The 14,649-nt window shown below is 67.4% G+C and carries 13 protein-coding genes and 2 tRNA genes; 11 read left to right on the top strand and 4 right to left on the bottom strand.

The window, feature by feature from the left end; all coding sequences use genetic code 11:
- A partial coding sequence (locus ABD301_RS17590) for a M1 family metallopeptidase (RefSeq protein WP_344311340.1) occupies positions 1–1,484 on the bottom strand: 1,484 nt, incomplete at its 3' end.
- A 193-nt stretch (positions 1,485–1,677) separates the two neighbouring features.
- The gene (locus tag ABD301_RS17585; protein ID WP_163569112.1) at positions 1,678–2,148 is read right to left on the bottom strand and encodes a MerR family transcriptional regulator; all 471 of its coding nucleotides are present in this window, start codon (positions 2,146–2,148) and stop codon (positions 1,678–1,680) included.
- 24 nt (positions 2,149–2,172) lie between these two features.
- On the opposite strand from ABD301_RS17585, the gene ABD301_RS17580 reads away from it, so the two are divergent.
- The 4 genes from ABD301_RS17580 (at position 2,173) to ABD301_RS17565 (ending at position 6,113) form a co-directional block, all read left to right on the top strand.
- Positions 2,173–2,877, top strand: coding sequence for an SDR family NAD(P)-dependent oxidoreductase (locus ABD301_RS17580; protein WP_344311339.1), 705 nt, complete (start codon positions 2,173–2,175; stop codon positions 2,875–2,877).
- Between the two features lie 203 nt (positions 2,878–3,080).
- Complete coding sequence (locus ABD301_RS17575) at positions 3,081–3,869, top strand: fumarylacetoacetate hydrolase family protein (protein WP_344311338.1); 789 nt, start codon at positions 3,081–3,083, stop codon at positions 3,867–3,869.
- Positions 3,862–4,533: an ABC transporter ATP-binding protein gene (locus ABD301_RS17570; RefSeq protein ID WP_163569111.1), complete on the top strand. Its 672-nt coding sequence runs from the start codon at positions 3,862–3,864 to the stop codon at positions 4,531–4,533. The genes ABD301_RS17575 and ABD301_RS17570 overlap by 8 nt, the downstream gene beginning before the upstream one ends.
- The gene (locus tag ABD301_RS17565; protein WP_344311337.1) at positions 4,530–6,113 is read left to right on the top strand and encodes a DUF6297 family protein; all 1,584 of its coding nucleotides are present in this window, start codon (positions 4,530–4,532) and stop codon (positions 6,111–6,113) included. Before ABD301_RS17570 ends, ABD301_RS17565 begins: the two co-directional genes overlap by 4 nt.
- Before the next feature lie 167 nt (positions 6,114–6,280).
- On the opposite strand, the gene ABD301_RS17560 is transcribed toward ABD301_RS17565, so the two are convergent.
- On the bottom strand, positions 6,281–7,501 hold the full coding sequence (locus ABD301_RS17560; protein ID WP_279580801.1) for an FAD-dependent oxidoreductase: 1,221 nt from the start codon (positions 7,499–7,501) through the stop codon (positions 6,281–6,283).
- An 83-nt stretch (positions 7,502–7,584) separates the two neighbouring features.
- Between ABD301_RS17560 and gltX the strand changes: the two genes are divergently transcribed.
- The 5 genes from gltX (at position 7,585) to ABD301_RS17535 (ending at position 11,705) form a co-directional block, all read left to right on the top strand.
- Positions 7,585–9,042: a glutamate--tRNA ligase gene (gltX, locus tag ABD301_RS17555; RefSeq protein ID WP_344311336.1), complete on the top strand. Its 1,458-nt coding sequence runs from the start codon at positions 7,585–7,587 to the stop codon at positions 9,040–9,042.
- An 86-nt stretch (positions 9,043–9,128) separates the two neighbouring features.
- Positions 9,129–9,200, top strand: a tRNA-Gln gene (locus ABD301_RS17550).
- 78 nt (positions 9,201–9,278) lie between these two features.
- A tRNA-Glu gene (locus tag ABD301_RS17545) sits at positions 9,279–9,351 on the top strand.
- Positions 9,352–9,600: 249 nt separating this feature from the next.
- Positions 9,601–10,167, top strand: coding sequence for a TetR family transcriptional regulator (locus ABD301_RS17540; protein ID WP_163569108.1), 567 nt, complete (start codon positions 9,601–9,603; stop codon positions 10,165–10,167).
- An 83-nt stretch (positions 10,168–10,250) separates the two neighbouring features.
- Positions 10,251–11,705 (top strand): alpha/beta hydrolase, encoded by a 1,455-nt coding sequence (locus tag ABD301_RS17535; RefSeq protein WP_344311335.1) that lies wholly within the window; start codon positions 10,251–10,253, stop codon positions 11,703–11,705.
- Positions 11,706–11,741: 36 nt separating this feature from the next.
- Here ABD301_RS17535 and ABD301_RS17530 read toward each other — a convergent pair whose 3' ends face one another.
- Positions 11,742–12,134, bottom strand: coding sequence for a DUF5946 family protein (locus ABD301_RS17530; protein WP_163569105.1), 393 nt, complete (start codon positions 12,132–12,134; stop codon positions 11,742–11,744).
- A 40-nt stretch (positions 12,135–12,174) separates the two neighbouring features.
- On the opposite strand from ABD301_RS17530, the gene ABD301_RS17525 reads away from it, so the two are divergent.
- Both ABD301_RS17525 and ABD301_RS17520 read left to right on the top strand, forming a co-directional pair.
- A complete protein-coding gene (locus tag ABD301_RS17525) occupies positions 12,175–12,339 on the top strand; it encodes a hypothetical protein (RefSeq protein WP_163569104.1) in 165 nt (54 codons plus the stop codon).
- 43 nt (positions 12,340–12,382) lie between these two features.
- Positions 12,383–14,398: a CehA/McbA family metallohydrolase gene (locus ABD301_RS17520; protein WP_344311334.1), complete on the top strand. Its 2,016-nt coding sequence runs from the start codon at positions 12,383–12,385 to the stop codon at positions 14,396–14,398.
- Positions 14,399–14,649: the final 251 nt, after the last annotated feature.

Raw genomic sequence — 14,649 nt, 5'->3', positions numbered from 1 at the left:
CTCTTGGTCTGCGCTGCCAGCTTGCTGGTCGTAGGATAGTTGGCCGGGAAGCCGTTCGCCACCGTCGGCGCCGGCCGGGCGCCGGTGAACAGCCACACCTGGAAGAAGTTCTTCAGGTCCTGCCCCGAAACCCTCGACGCGTACGCCACGAAGTCCTCGATGGTGGCGTTGCCGTACCGATGCGCGACCGCCCAACCACGCAGCACCTGGTGGAACATGGCGTCGCCGACCTTGTTCCGGAATGCCTGCAGGGCAAGGGATCCGCGGTCGTAGACCGGGCTGTCGAACTCGTGGTGCGGGCCCGGCTCGGCGACGATGAACTTCCACCAGTCGTCGGCGGCCGGGTGGCTCGCGTAAAGCGCGTCAAAGGATTTCTGCGCGCTGTCGCCGCCATGTGTCTCGGCCCACAGCCATTCCGAGAAGCTCGCGAAGCCCTCGTTCAGCCACATGTCCCGCCAGTGGTGCACGGACACGCTGTCGCCGAACCACTGGTGGGCGTTTTCGTGTACGACCACCGAGATGTTGGATTTTCCGCCCGCCCAGAAACCCGGGTCGTAGACCGGTCGGGTCTGGTCTTCAAGCGCATAGCCAATGTTGCCGTTCGGGACCACTCCGCCGATCGCGTCGAACGGATACCGCCCCCACTGCTGTTGCAGCCAGTCGACGATTTCCGGCGTCCGGTCGATGTCCTTGGTCGCGGCCACCAGTTCCGGGTCGGTGCCCTGCGCCACCGCGGTTGTGTACGGAAGTCCCGACTTGCTGACGCCCGACTTCACGTCGTACTTACCGACGGCCATAAACGCCAGGTAGGTCGCCTCCGGCCGCAGCTCGGCCCATTTCCAGGTTGTCTCGCCGCCCGGCGCGGACCGCTTGGACACCAGGTTTCCGTTGCTGAGCGCGGAAAGACCGTTCGGTGCGGTGATCGAGACCTGGTAATAGGCTTTGTCCAGCGGATGATCGTTGGCCGGGAACCACCAGGCCGAGTTCTCCGGCTCGCCCAGTCCGACGGCGCCGTCCGCGGTGGTCACCCACGGCGAGGACGAGAAACCGGGAATATTGATCGAGCTTGGTACGCCCGAATAGTCCACGGTGACAACGAAGGGCACCCCCTCGCGCAGTGGCCGCGACGGCGTGACGACCAACTCGAAGCCGTTCACGCTGGTCTTCGCCGGCTGGTGGTTGACCGTCACCTTGCTGGCCTTGAGGGCGAAGTCCAGGTCGAAGCTGGACAGTGCCTGGGTGGCGGTCGCGACAATCGTGGTGGTGCCGGTGAGCACCTTGGTGGTCGGCTCGTATTTCACGTGAATGTCGTAGTTGGCCACGTCGTACCCGCCGTTGCCGTAACCCGGATAGTACGGGTCTCCGATGCCCGGCGCCCCCGGCGACGGTTTCCCACTGTCCGGCGCGGCGGTCGCGGCGACCGGGGCAAGCAGGATCACCGCGGTGCCCACCGCCGCGACGAGCAGGGATTTTCGGCGTTTCATCCGATCTCCTTCAAAAGGCCGGGTGGTCGAAGGTGACCATATGCGGATCCGCCCGAGTTGGCAGCGAATTATCACTGAACCGTTATACATCGCGGTCTGTTCGGAGTCTTTCTGCACGGATGTCCGAAGTAGTCCGCACGCACCTGACGAATGGACCGATCCGCTCGACGCGGCTGTTCGGTGAGCCGATTGATCAGCGGGCGTCCGCTTGGCGGTCGGGCGCCCATAGTTGGTCGGCGTCGCCGGCGGCGAGTCGGCCTCGGTAGACGTCGATCTTGTGGTCGATGAGTTTGAGATTTTCCCGGGTCTCGGCGAGCTTGACGGCCACGTCGGCGCGGTGGGCCTCCAGGAGGGCGAGTCGTTCCTGCTCGTTGCCGCGCCCGGCGGACACGAGTTGGGCGTAGCGTCGGATGGTCTTGATGGGCATGCCGGTGGCCCGCAGCCTGGCGCAGACGGTGATCCAGTCCAGGTCGAGCTGCTGGTAGCGGCGTCGACCGGCGGCGGTGCGATCGACGGGGGTGATGACCAGGCCGGCGCGTTCGTAGTAGCGCAGGGTGTGCACGCTGACCCCGGTGCGACTGGCGGCCTCGGCGATGCTCAGGCCCGCCTCGGAGGCTATGCGAGTAGATCTGGGCGCTGCCTGCGTCTTGTTGACTTCGAGCACGCTCTAAATCCTAGCGTTGTGGTCATGACAGCAACACTGATCACTGGAGCAAACAAGGGGCTCGGCTTCGAGACCGCCCGCCGACTCGTCGCCGCGGGTCACACCGTCTACATCGGAAGTAGGGACGCCCAACGCGGGCGCCGGGCCGCCGAGCAGTTGGGCGCACGGGCGGTCCAACTCGACGTCACCAACGAAACGTCCGTTGAGGCCGCGGTGAAGACGATCGAGGCCGACGGAGGGCTGGATGTGCTGGTCAACAACGCTGGCATCGCGGTGGAATGGAGTGACACCAACGCCGTGATCGGCGCCGCGGACGTGACAGCCGAGGTCATGAGGCAGACATTCGAGACGAACGTCTTCGGCACGGTGCGCGTCCTGCATGCATTTCTCCCGCTGCTGCAGCGTTCCATCGCCCCGGTCGTGGTCAACGTCAGTAGCGGCCTGGCCTCGCTGACCCGGGCCACTACCCCTGGCGCCCCGGCCTACCCGGGCGTCGCCTATCCGGCGTCGAAGACCGCGGTCAACATGATCACCGTGCAGTATGCGAAGGCGTTCCCGAACATGCGGATCAACGCGGTAGAGCCTGGCTTCACCAAGACGGATCTGAACGGGAACAACGGCCTCCAGACCGTCGAACAGGGAGCCGAGATCATCGTGCGCATGGCGCGGGTGGGCGTTGATGGCCCCACCGGAGGCTACTTCGACGCTGAGGGCACCCTTCCCTGGTAATCCGAACGGGCGCCATCGGGTACACCGAAACGTGCCCAGTTGGGGGGTACGTCGCAGAGCCACGTAGGCGATCACGGCGATGAACTCATGCGCTGGGCATTGGGCAGACAATCCGCGCGGCGACCAGCACAACCAGAGCGCCGAAGCGGCGGGATGAGGACCGTGGCCAGCCGCCACGTACGGGCTGCGTACGCTGACGACCCATGAGGATTGCGCGCTTCGCCCACCAGGGCGGGATGTCGTTCGGAGTGGTCGAAGGCGAGGCGGGGGCCAGCGCGGACGCCCTCACGGTGGCCGAGATCGACGGACACCCGTTCGGGACGGTCACCTTCACCGGACAACGCTGGGCGATCGGCGACGTGCGACTGGTCGCCCCGATCCTGCCCAGCAAGATCGTCTGCGTTGGCCGCAACTACGCGGCGCACGCGGCCGAGCTGGGCAACGAGGTGCCGAAGGAGCCACTGCTGTTCCTGAAGCCGTCCACCTCGATCATCGGCCCGGAGGATCCGATCCGGTTGCCAGTGCAGTCCAAGCGGGTCGAGCACGAGGCCGAGCTGGCGGTGGTGATCGGTGTCCCGGGCGCCCGGATGACCAGCCGCGACGACGCCATGAAGTCGGTCTTCGGCTACACCGTTGCCAACGACGTGACCGCCCGTGACCTGCAGCGCAGCGACGGCCAGTGGACGCGGGCGAAGGGCTTCGACTCGTTCTGCCCGCTCGGCCCCTGGATCGACACGTCTGTCGACCCGTCGGATCTGCGGGTGACCGCGAGCGTCGACGGTGAGATCAAGCAGGACGGGCGTACGAGCCAGTTCATCTTCGACATCGGCACCCTGATCGCATATGTGTCCTCGGTGATGACGTTATTGCCGGGCGATGTCCTGTTAACAGGTACGCCGGCCGGCGTCGGCCCGATCGAAGCGGGCCAGAAGGTCACAGTGGAGGTGGAGGGCATCGGATCGCTCACCAACCCGGTGGTGGCCCATGCCTAAGGCCCGTACGCGCAAGCCCGCCGGCCCACCGGCGGCCATCGAGGCGTCCGGAGTCGTCGTCTCGTTCGGCGGTACGCCGGTGCTCAACAAGGTCGGGGTCCGGGTCGAGTACGGGCAGGCGGTGTCGCTGGTCGGCCGCAACGGCAGCGGCAAGTCGACGCTGCTGCGCTGCATCGGCGGCCTGCTGCAGCCCGATTCTGGGACCGTCCGGGTGGCCGGCGTCGACCCGGCCCGCACCGGACCGGCGCTGTGGCGGGACGTGGTGATGCTGCTCGGCGACGAGGCCTGGTATCCGGACCTCACCGTGATCGAGCACCTGGAGCTGCTCCGAGCCGTCCACGCGCCCGTGCCCGACGACATCCCACGGCCCGCTGACCTGCTGGAAGCCTTTGGGTTGACCGAGCGGGCCGACGTCGTACCAGCCGTGTTGTCGTCCGGCCAGCGGCAGCGGCTGATGTTGGCGACCGCGCTCTGCCGGCCGTCCAAGGTGCTGATGCTGGACGAGCCGGAGCAGCGGCTGGACACCGACATCCGGCCGATCCTCGCCGAGTTGCTGGCGGAGCGGGTCAAGGCGGGCGCGGCGCTGCTGCTTGCCAGCCACGACAAGACGCTGATAGACGGCGTGGGCGCGCGCGTACGGTCGCTGGACCAGGTGTCGGAGTGACGGTGGTCGACGTCCCCGTGGTCGCGCCGGTCTCGGCCCGGCAGGTCCGCCGGCAGATCCACGCGTACCAGAACGAACAGCGCTCGATCATCAAGATCGCCGGCGCGATCTACTACGCGATCGTCGTGGTCGGCATCGCGCTGCTTGTCTTCGGGCAGACGATTTTCGGGTTCTTCGACGTCGTGCTCAGTGGGACGACAGCCGCCGCCGGAGTGGCGCGGGTGTTCTCCAGCGTGGTCGCGCCGGCCGCCGCGATGGCGATCACCGGCGCCATTCTGCGCGTACTGCTGCGGATTGGGCCGATCTGGCTGCCGTCGGTCGAGGTCGCGTGGCTGCTGCGGGCGCCGGTCCGGCGCGGTGGCCTGTTCTTCGGCCGGCTGCTCGCGGTGTCGATGGTGTCGGCCATCTTCATGGCCACCGTGGCCTGCGTCGTCGCCGCGGTGTCGCCGCCGATCACGCCGGTGGGTGTGGTCGCGGTGGGCGCGCTCGGGATCGCGACCGGCCTCGCGCTGGTCGCTATCGGGGTGGTGTTGCAGTACGTCGGTGAGGCGGCCGAGCGGATCGGCAGCGGTGTCGGCGGGCTGCTCTCCGGCATCGGCGTGATCGCGGCCGCGGCGGTGTTGCTGCCGTCGGCTTCGGTGCTCGGCTCGGTGCGGGACGTGCTCGACTGGTCAGGACCCTGGGGGTGGTTCGTGCTCGCCGCGCACGGCGGCTCTGGGGCCCTGATTGGCCTGGTCGGCGCCCTGTTGCTGGCCGCGGCCGCGGTGGTCGCGCTGGTGCTGGTGGCGCCGCGCGTACGCCATGGTGCGGTCGCCGACGCTTCGGCGCGTACGGCGATCATCGTCGGCGCGGCCACCGTGCTGGACCCGGGCGCGCTCGCGCCGGCCGCCGAGGCCCGCCGGGTGGGCCGTCGCCGGCCGCGTGGCCGGCTGCCGAAGTGGCGCGGCCTGACCGCGCTGGTGGGCCAGGATCTGCTCGTACTCCGGCGCCGGCTGGACCGCTTCGCCGCATCCGTGGTCATCGCGCTCGGCCCCGGCCTCGCGCTCGCGCTGACCGGCGGCAGCCGGCCGTCCGCGATCTTCGCCGGGCTGGTGTTGCTGCTGACCGGCACCTGGGCGGCCGGCCTGACCACCGGACCGGCCGGCCGGGAGGCCAACGCGGCGGGCCTCGCGCGGCTGCTGGCGGTGCCGAAGACCTCGCTGCGCAGCGTTCGGATGATTGTGCCGGCGATCATCGGGGCGTTGTGGGGGATCGGTACGACCGCGGTGCTCGGCGCACTGCTGCATGGGCCGTTGTTGTTGTGGATGTTGATGGGCCTGCTGGCCGCGCCCGGCTGGGCGCTCGGCGCGATCCGGGCGGCCAGCCGCGGCCCGGTCCGCAACGACCTGCCGGTGCTGTCCACCCCGATGGGCCTGATCCCCACCGGCCCGCCGTTGTGGCTGGTCACCGGCCTGGACGTGGCCGCCCTCGTGACGCTGCCGGCCTGGATCGCGGTCGGCCTCGGCGAGGTCAACCCGAACCTGCTGCTGGCCCAACTCGCGGTGTCCGTCGTCGCGATCGCCGTCGCCGTCCGCCGCTAGCGTTTTGGCCGCGGTGCCACATCAGCCCCGCCAGTCACAGGCCCGACGCCGAGTGCGGGACTTTAACCCACACTCGACGTCGAGCGCGGAACAAAGTCCCACACTCGACGACAATCTCGCCCCCACCCGCGAAGACCCGACCACCCAAAGCGGACAAAAGGGCATCGTCAGCGGGACAGCTGGTCTGGCTTCCGGCGGGCGAAGGCGGGGATGTGTTCGGGCCGAAAGCCCAGGCCGACGATCTCGCCCGGCAGCCGCCGCAGAAGTGGCGTCCGGGAGATCAGCCGTACGGGCGCTGGCGGTTTGTCGCCGATGGCGCCGGTCAGCGCGTGGTTGATCGCGACGCGGTGCATCAGCCGTTGGACGGCCTGGGTGGCCACTGTCGGGTAGGTCCGGCGGCGTTGCACTCGCGCGAGGTCTCCGGTGGACACCGTGCCGCGGCGCAGCGGGCCGGCCAGGATGGCGGCGGCCGCGACCGCGTCCTGGATCGCGAGGTTGATGCCCACGCCACCAGCCGGTGACATCGCGTGCGCCGCGTCGCCGATGCACAGCAGCCCGTCCGCGTACCAGGTCTTCAGCAGGTCCAGCTTGGCGTTGAGGAACTTCACGTCGTCCCAGCTGGTGATGGTGTCCAGCTGGTCGCGGGTCCACGGGAACAGCTCCTTGACGGTCTCCCGGAACCAGGGCAGGCCCCTCGCCCGCAGCTCGGCGTCGGAGCCCTTGGGGATCATGTAAGCGGCCTGGAAGTAGTCGCCCCGATCGAAGGCCACGATCGCGTGGCCGGTGGTGAAACTCATGACCCCGCCGTCGATGTCGTCGGTCAGCCGCGGCAGCCGGAACCACCAGACATCCATCGGTACGGGGTAGTCGCGGACAGCGCCCCGGCGCAACCTGGAATGCCGGCCTTCGCAGCTGACCGTGAGCGGCGCCCGGAGCTCGCCGGTCTCGCCGTCGGCGGTCTTGAACCGTACGCCCAGCACCTTCTCGCCTGCCGTGATCAGCTCGGTGACCTCGGTGTTCATCCGCAGCTCGAAGGTTGGCTCGGTGCCCGCCTCATCCGCGAGCAGGTCCAGCAGATCCCACTGCGGCACCATCGCGATGTGCTTGTGTGGCCCCTTGAGCAGGCTGAAGTCCGCCAGCGTCGCGACCGTTCCGGTGTACGTGAGGCTCATCTTGGACATGTGCCGGTGCGGGAGCGCGGCGAACCGCTCACCGAGCCCCAGCTCGTCCAACAGGGTCAGCGTCGAGGCGTGCACGGTGTCGCCACGGAAGTCACGTAGGAAGTCGCCGTGCTTCTCCAGCACGGTCACCCCGACGCCGGCGCGGGCCAGCAGGAGTCCCAGCATCATTCCGGCTGGGCCGCCTCCTACCACGATGCAATCAGTCACTTGGCCACCTCACTTAATTCAGCCTGTGTTGAATTACACACCGCTAAAGCTAGTACGCCTCCGCTCGTTAGGCTAGGGAGGCTATGACTACTGATCCCGCGGTACGGGTCCGCTTCTCCCCGTCGCCCACTGGCCACCCGCACATCGGCATGATGCGTACGTGCCTCTTCAACTGGGCCTTCGCCCGCCATCACGGCGGCCAGCTGGTGTTCCGGATCGAGGACACCGATGCCGCCCGCGACTCCGAGGAGTCGTATCAGGAGCTGCTGGAAGCGCTCCGCTGGCTCGGCATGGACTGGGACGAAGGCCCGGAGCTGGGCGGCTCGTACGGGCCGTACCGGCAGAGTGAGCGCTCCGAGATCTACGCCGACGTGGTCGCCAAGCTGCGGGCCGCCGGTCACGTCTACGAGGCGTATTCGACCAACGAGGAGGTCGAGGCCCGGCACCGTGCCGCCGGTCGCGACCCCAAGCTCGGCTACGACAACTTCGACCGGCAGCTGACCGAGTCGCAGCGAGCCGCGTACCAGGGCGAGGGCCGCGAGGCGGTGCTGCGGTTGCGGATGCCCGACCAGGACATCTCGTGGGTCGACATGGTTCGCGGTGACGTGACCTTCCCGGCCGGGTCGGTGCCGGACCCGGTGCTCGTACGCGCGAACGGGAAGCCGCTTTACACGCTGACGAATCCGGTCGACGACGCGATGATGCGGATCACCCACATCATGCGCGGTGAGGACCTGCTGCCGTCCACCCCTCGCCAGATCGGTCTCTATCGCGCGCTTGCCGACATCGGTGTAGCGACGGTTATGCCGACGTACGGGCACCTGCCGTTGGTCCGCGGTGAAGGCAACAAGAAGCTGTCCAAACGCGACGAGCAGACCAACCTGTGGTATTACCGCGAGCGCGGATTCGTACCAGAAGGCCTGATCAACTACCTCGCGCTGCTCGGCTGGTCGATCGGCCCGGACCGCGACGTGTTCAGCCCCGCCGAGCTGACCGCCGCCTTCGACGGCACCGGCATCAGCCCCAACCCGGCCCGCTTCGACGAGAAGAAGGCCGAGGCGATCAACGCCCAGCACATCCGGCTGCTCTCCGTCGACGACCTCGCCAGCCGCCTGCGGACCCACCTGACGGCCGCCGGCCTGACGTACGACCCGGCCGTGCTGGCCGCCGCCACCCCGCTGGTCGCCGAGCGGATCGTCACCCTGTCCGATGCCGTCACGATGCTCAGCTTCCTTTTCGTCAGCGACGAGGACGCGGCACCGGCCCCGGAGGTGGCCGCGAAGAACCTCGGCACTGACGCCCAGCCCGTACTCGCCGCCGCCGTCGCGGCCCTGGAGCCGCTGCAGACCTGGGACACCGCCGCCGTCGAAGGGGCCCTTTCAGCGGCCCTGATCGACGGCCTGGGCCTCAAGCCCCGCAAGGCATATACGCCGATCCGGGTGGCTGTCACCGGTCGTACGATCTCGCCGCCGCTCTTCGAATCCATGGAGTTGCTCGGCCGCGACCGCAGCCTGTCGCGGCTGCGCCGCGCGCAGAGCTGAGTCCCGCGTCACGGCGCCCCGCTTTGGAAGGCTGGAACACCGTCCGGTATTGTTCACAGCGCAGTCAGGGGCGCTGAAAAGCGCATTGGGGTATGGGGTAATTGGCAGCCCGGCAGGTTCTGGCCCTGTTAGTCTAGGTTCGAGTCCTGGTACCCCAGCGGTTCCGGTTCCACCAGGGAACCACCACCCGGCACCGGCAGTATCGGTGCCGGGGGCACGTGTGGAGTTGGTTCTAGGGCCCCGTCGTCTAGCGGCCTAGGACGCCGCCCTCTCAAGGCGGTAGCACGGGTTCGAATCCCGTCGGGGCTACAAGCTGTGAAGCAGGGTTTGACCAGCGCGAATATGGCGCTGACCAGCCGAGATACGGCAAGCGCCAGTCGAGCCTACGTTCGACTGGCGCTAGCTGTATCCGGTGTTGTACGGCTGTCTACGGCAAATGCACGGCCAAGTCGCTACTCCTCGTCCTGGTCGATGCTCGCGCGGTGGTTTTGACGGCACTACCCCACTGACCGGAGCGATAGGTTGACTTCGGCAAGGTGTGAGTGGTTTATTACTCACATGCCGAGAGGATCAACGTCCCGCCAGTTGTCCACCGCGGACGAACGTCGCGAGACCGTGCTGCGGACGGCGATCCACGCTTTCGCGGCGAAGGGATATTACGGAACGACAACCAGTGAGGTCGCTGCTCGGGCCGGCATCTCGCAGGCGTACGTGTATCGGCTCTTCCCGGACAAGGAATCGCTGTTCGTCGAGGTGATCGGGCACTGCTCGTTGCGCATGTCCGAGTGCTTCGCCACCGCGGCGGCCGCCGCGCGGGGCAGCGGCCCCGCCGAGGTGCTCGACGCGTTGGGGCAGGCGTACGCGCGGCTGATCGCCGACCGGGACCTGCTGATGGTGCTCATGCAGGCGAACTGTGCCACCAGCGAGCCCGCGATTCGCGACGCGGTCCGGGCCTACTACGCCAAGCAGGTCGAATATGTACGGGCCGTTTCCGGTGCCGCCGACCCCGAGATCCAGCGGTTCTTCGCGGTCGGACTGCTGTGCAACCTGCTGATCGCCTTGGATACCGCGGCGGTGGACGCCCCGTGGGCGAAGACCCTCGGAGCGGGCATCCGGCACTTCTGATCAACCCCGAAGCCGCTTCGGCGGCCTTCTTTCTGACCGATAAGTGAGTGGTCAACCACTCACATCACAGTAGGAGAAATCGTATGAAGATCGCGACCCTGGCCGCGGCCGGAATGGCCATCGCACTGGCGATGACCGCGTCATCGCCGGCGACCGCGCACGTGCCACCGGCGCCCGAGCGAATCGGGTGGCAGTCCTGCACCCAGCAGGACCTGGCCGGACTGGACTGCGGCACCCTGCGCGTACCGGTGGACTGGACGCGTCCCCGGTCTGGGGAGACCGAACTCTCCCTGGTACGCCGAAAGGCCGGCGATCAGGCGCACCGGATCGGCAGCCTGCTGCTCAACGACGTCGCGGGCGGGTCGAGCATCGAGCAACTGGGCTACGCGCTGCAATTCGGCGTCGGCAATTCCGCCATGGCCCAGCGGTTCGACCTCGTCGCGGTCGACCCGCGAGGTGTCGGCCACAGCGACCCGACCACCTGCGCCGGCCGGCCACAACGCGGACCTGGCGTGACCTACTTTCCGCGCAGCGAGGCGCAGTTCGAGGTGTTGGAGGCCAACAACAGGGCGCTGGCGGCCTCGTGCGGAAAGTCGCAGCAGGCCTTGCTGGCTCATCTGGATATTGTCAGTGCGGCTCGTGACGTGGAGGCCGTCCGCGTCGGGCTTGGTGAGCGCCAGGTGAGCTGGTACGGCATCGGCTACAGCACCTTGCTGGGCAAGACGTACGCTCAGCTCTACCCCGGCCGGTTGCGAACGATGATCGCCGACAGCGCGTTGGCGGACAACCTGTCGCCACTTGACCGCCTGACCACCGAAATCCGTACGGCCGAGGAGTCGTTCGACCGATTTGCCGACTGGTGCCGTACGCAGACCACCGGAACCTGCGCACTGGCCGGCCAGGATGTGGCGGGTCTGTTCGACCGACTCGTCGCGGAAGCCGACCGGCACCCGATCCCCACCAGCGATTCGCGGCGCGCGCTGTCCGGTGAGGACATCCGCGCGGCCGTACAGGACTACCTGAACATCAGGTTTCCGCAGTGGCCGCGACTCGCCACCGCGATTCTCGCCGCACTGAACGGCGACGCCAGCGCCTTCACTGTCGTCCAGGACAAGACCCTCAATCGGGTCGAGGCGCAAACTCACGCCTGCCTGGACACCCCGCCCGTCGCCACCTCCTACCGGCAGCTGGACCAGCTCGAACGGCTCGCCGCCCAGCTGTCTCCACACCTGGGTGGTGCGGTCGCGGGCTGGACCACCATGGCGGGCTGCCTGGGCTGGCCCGTGCCCGCGGACCGGCCCCACACGACTCCGGCGCGCGGCGCGCCACCCGCACTGATCATCCAGTCGACACACCAGTCCTCGACCGCGTACACCTGGGCCTTGGGCCTGTCACGCCAGCTGCCTGGCAGCGTCGTACTGACCCGGGACGGCGATGACTACTCGATGTTCCTGTTCTCCGCGTGCGTTCAGAACGCCATGAACGACTACCTCATCGATCGCGAGCTGCCCGCCCGCGGGACCATCTGCACCGACTGATCACTGCCGCGAATGCGCTGCCTGGCCGCTTCATCGTCATCCTGACCAAGCGCTCAGTACGTCGGTGGCCCAAGCGCGAAGGCGGTCCTCGTAGCCGTCAGCCGGGAAGGTGCCGTCGACCGCCACGTCCGCGATCGTGACGGTGAAGCCTCGCGGCGGCCCGACCAGCTCTGCCGACGCTGTCCGCTTGGCGCTTGGGGGACGGCGATGGGAATTGCGCCGTACCAAGCCCGCGGTGAATTCCCCGAGCCGCCCGCCGACGAAGGCACGCAGTGTCTCCAACCGTTGGTCGTCGCGCGGGATCCGCGTCGCCGTCTCGTGCTGGAGGACGTACGCCGCGACCACCGCGCCGTGCAACGGTCCCCACGGCGGCTGCCGGGAATGGTCGAGCGCCAGCAATGCGTGGAACAACTCCTCGTCGGTAGCCATCTGTTCAGTCTCCGTCAATGAGGTTTGGCACGCTTGGAGCATGAGTACGACAAAGCGCCGGGAGGCCGCCATTCGTGCTGACGATGAGGTCGTCCAGGACGACGTCGGGGCGCAGGCGGCCGGTGTTTTGGCGCGGCGGATCAGTTCGGGCGATCGGACCTGCGGCCCCACCAGCGAAGGGGACATCGCCCTCGCCCTGCACTGACAGCATGCGTGCGATATCGCGGTTGTTCTGACAGGGTCGGATCATGTGCTGCCACGAAACCATGACGCTCGATCTGCCGGCGGAGGTCATCGAGGCGCTGGCCCACTATCGGCGTCTGCGGGACCGCAACGGCTGGGACTGGGGCGATGAGGTCATGCCGGATATTTTCCGGTGGGCACGGTTCTCACTGATCGGGCCATTTTTTGAGGCCCTTGAACAGACCGGCGGAGACTCGGCGGCGGCGGTTCGGCAGTTGATCGGTGACCAGGTTCCGGCCGGGATCGTGGTGGTCGGTGTGAGCGAGTCCGGGGTTCTCGCCGCGCGCTGTGGGCCGGCGCGCCCGGTGATCGCCGGCCACCGGCGACAGATCGATGTCATCGTGGATTCGGCTCTGGATCGGGAAATCACGCTTGCGGTGGCTGGCCAGGACGTGACGATCGCGCCGCGTGCCGCGGCTATTGTCGTCACAGACGTGGAAAATATTCTGGTCGTCCGGTTCGGCGGGGTGCAACTGGACGTGACGGATGCGGTACGTCCGTGCACGGCGGCCGAGCTGCGGCTCTCCGCCTCGCAATGTGCTCGCTGGTCGGTGACCGACTCGACTGGTGGCGCCTGGTTTCCGGACGACGTCCTGAAGAAATGGGACATCCATCATCGGCCGTTTTTCCATGCCGGCACCGTCACTCTTGGCGTCCCGGTCGATGACCTACGTGTCGTCTGTACGCGCGGGATGGAGTTTGACCGTACCGAAATCGAGGTTCGACCGGAGCCGGGCCAGACCGTACCGGTGGACTGTGAGCCGCACCGGCTGATCGATCCGGCGGCGGGCGGCTGGTACGGCGGCGATCTGCACGTTCACCAGAACTACAGTGGCGATCTGGTCTGTCATCCGCGGGATGCGGCCCGAATGCAGGTCGGCGAAGGTCTACATCTGATGAACCTGGTGGCCGGAAACTTCCATGGCGCACACGTCTACGACCGGGAAATGCTCGAATCCTTCGCCGGTGTCGACCTGCCCTGGTCGTCGAGTGACGCGGTGGCGAGGATGGGTGTGGAATACCGGAACAACCTGCTCGGACACGTCCATGGGCTCGGCGTGACCGCGCCGCCGAAAAAGTATTTCTCCGGTTTCGAAGGCACCGAGCACGCTGATGATTGGCCACCCAACAAGGCCGCGTGCGAGGAACTGCGGTCCCTTTCCGCGACCGTCGGATATGCGCATCCGTCGCATTCGGCATTTCCGCCGGACTGGTCGACCGACCAGTTCTTTGGCTACCCACGGTCGGTGGAGGCGCGCGAGCTCGTCGCGGACGCGGCGCTCGGTGTCGTCGACTCGGTGGACGTGTTGTCGCCGTTGATGCACGAAGGCGCGATTTTCCTTTACCACCGGCTGCTTTCCTGCGGTATCCGGCTCGCGGCCACGGCGGGTACGGACGTGTTTCTGTCCTTCTCGCACGGCCCGGTGGTAGCGTCCAACCCGCCCGGCTGGGCGCGGGTCTATGCCCATCTCGGCGACGAACAACTGTCGGTAGCCGCCTTTCAAACCGCCATTCGGGCCGGCCGTACGATCGTCACCAACGGTCCGTGGCTGACGTTCGCGGTCAATGGCCATGGCCCGGGCGACGTGCTGGATCTCGGATCTGGCGACCGGCTGACGATGACCGCGACCGTCACTGGTCCGGGCGTAAAGGAGCTGACGATCGTCGGACCGGACGGCGTATTGGCGGCTGGAGAATCCGGCGAGCTCACTTTCGAGTCCACAGTGGACAAGCCGGGCTGGTATGCCGCGATCGCCCGTGGCCCGAAGCACCTGGACGTGCTGGACAGCAGCGTGTTGGCGCATACATCGCCGATATACGTGGATATCGCCGGTCGTCGGGTCGCGCGACTGGCGGACGCCAGCTGGTGCCTGGATTTTCTCGACACATTGCAGGCGTTTGCCACTGAGCACGGCCACTTCGCGCCGGAGACACGCGACGAGCGCCTCGGTGAGTTGGTCGCGGTGTTGGATGACGCTCGTACCTATTACCGCACAGTCGCCGAAACCGCGAACCAATGACTTGTCGTACCCATGGGGAAAATGCTCTTACAGTAAGGGGTTTGAGTCGGTCCATCCTCCCCGTTTGCAGGGTCTGGGCCGCCGGGCGTGGTGGTGCCTGGCGGCCGGGTGTATTTATGCGGCGAGTTGGTTAATGCCGCGGATGGGTCTTCGTTCGGGGTCTCTGTACGCTGGCGGTATGAATTCGACGGTTCCGTCGATGATGCGTACTTCCCAGTCGCTGTGATGGATGAGGCGATGGCAGGCGTCGC

This window comes from Fodinicola feengrottensis (assembly GCF_039530045.1).
GTDB classification, from domain to species: Bacteria; Actinomycetota; Actinomycetes; order Mycobacteriales; family HKI-0501; genus Fodinicola; species Fodinicola feengrottensis.
Note: the sequence above shows the minus strand (reverse complement) of the source record. Positions and strands in the feature narration are given on the sequence as shown.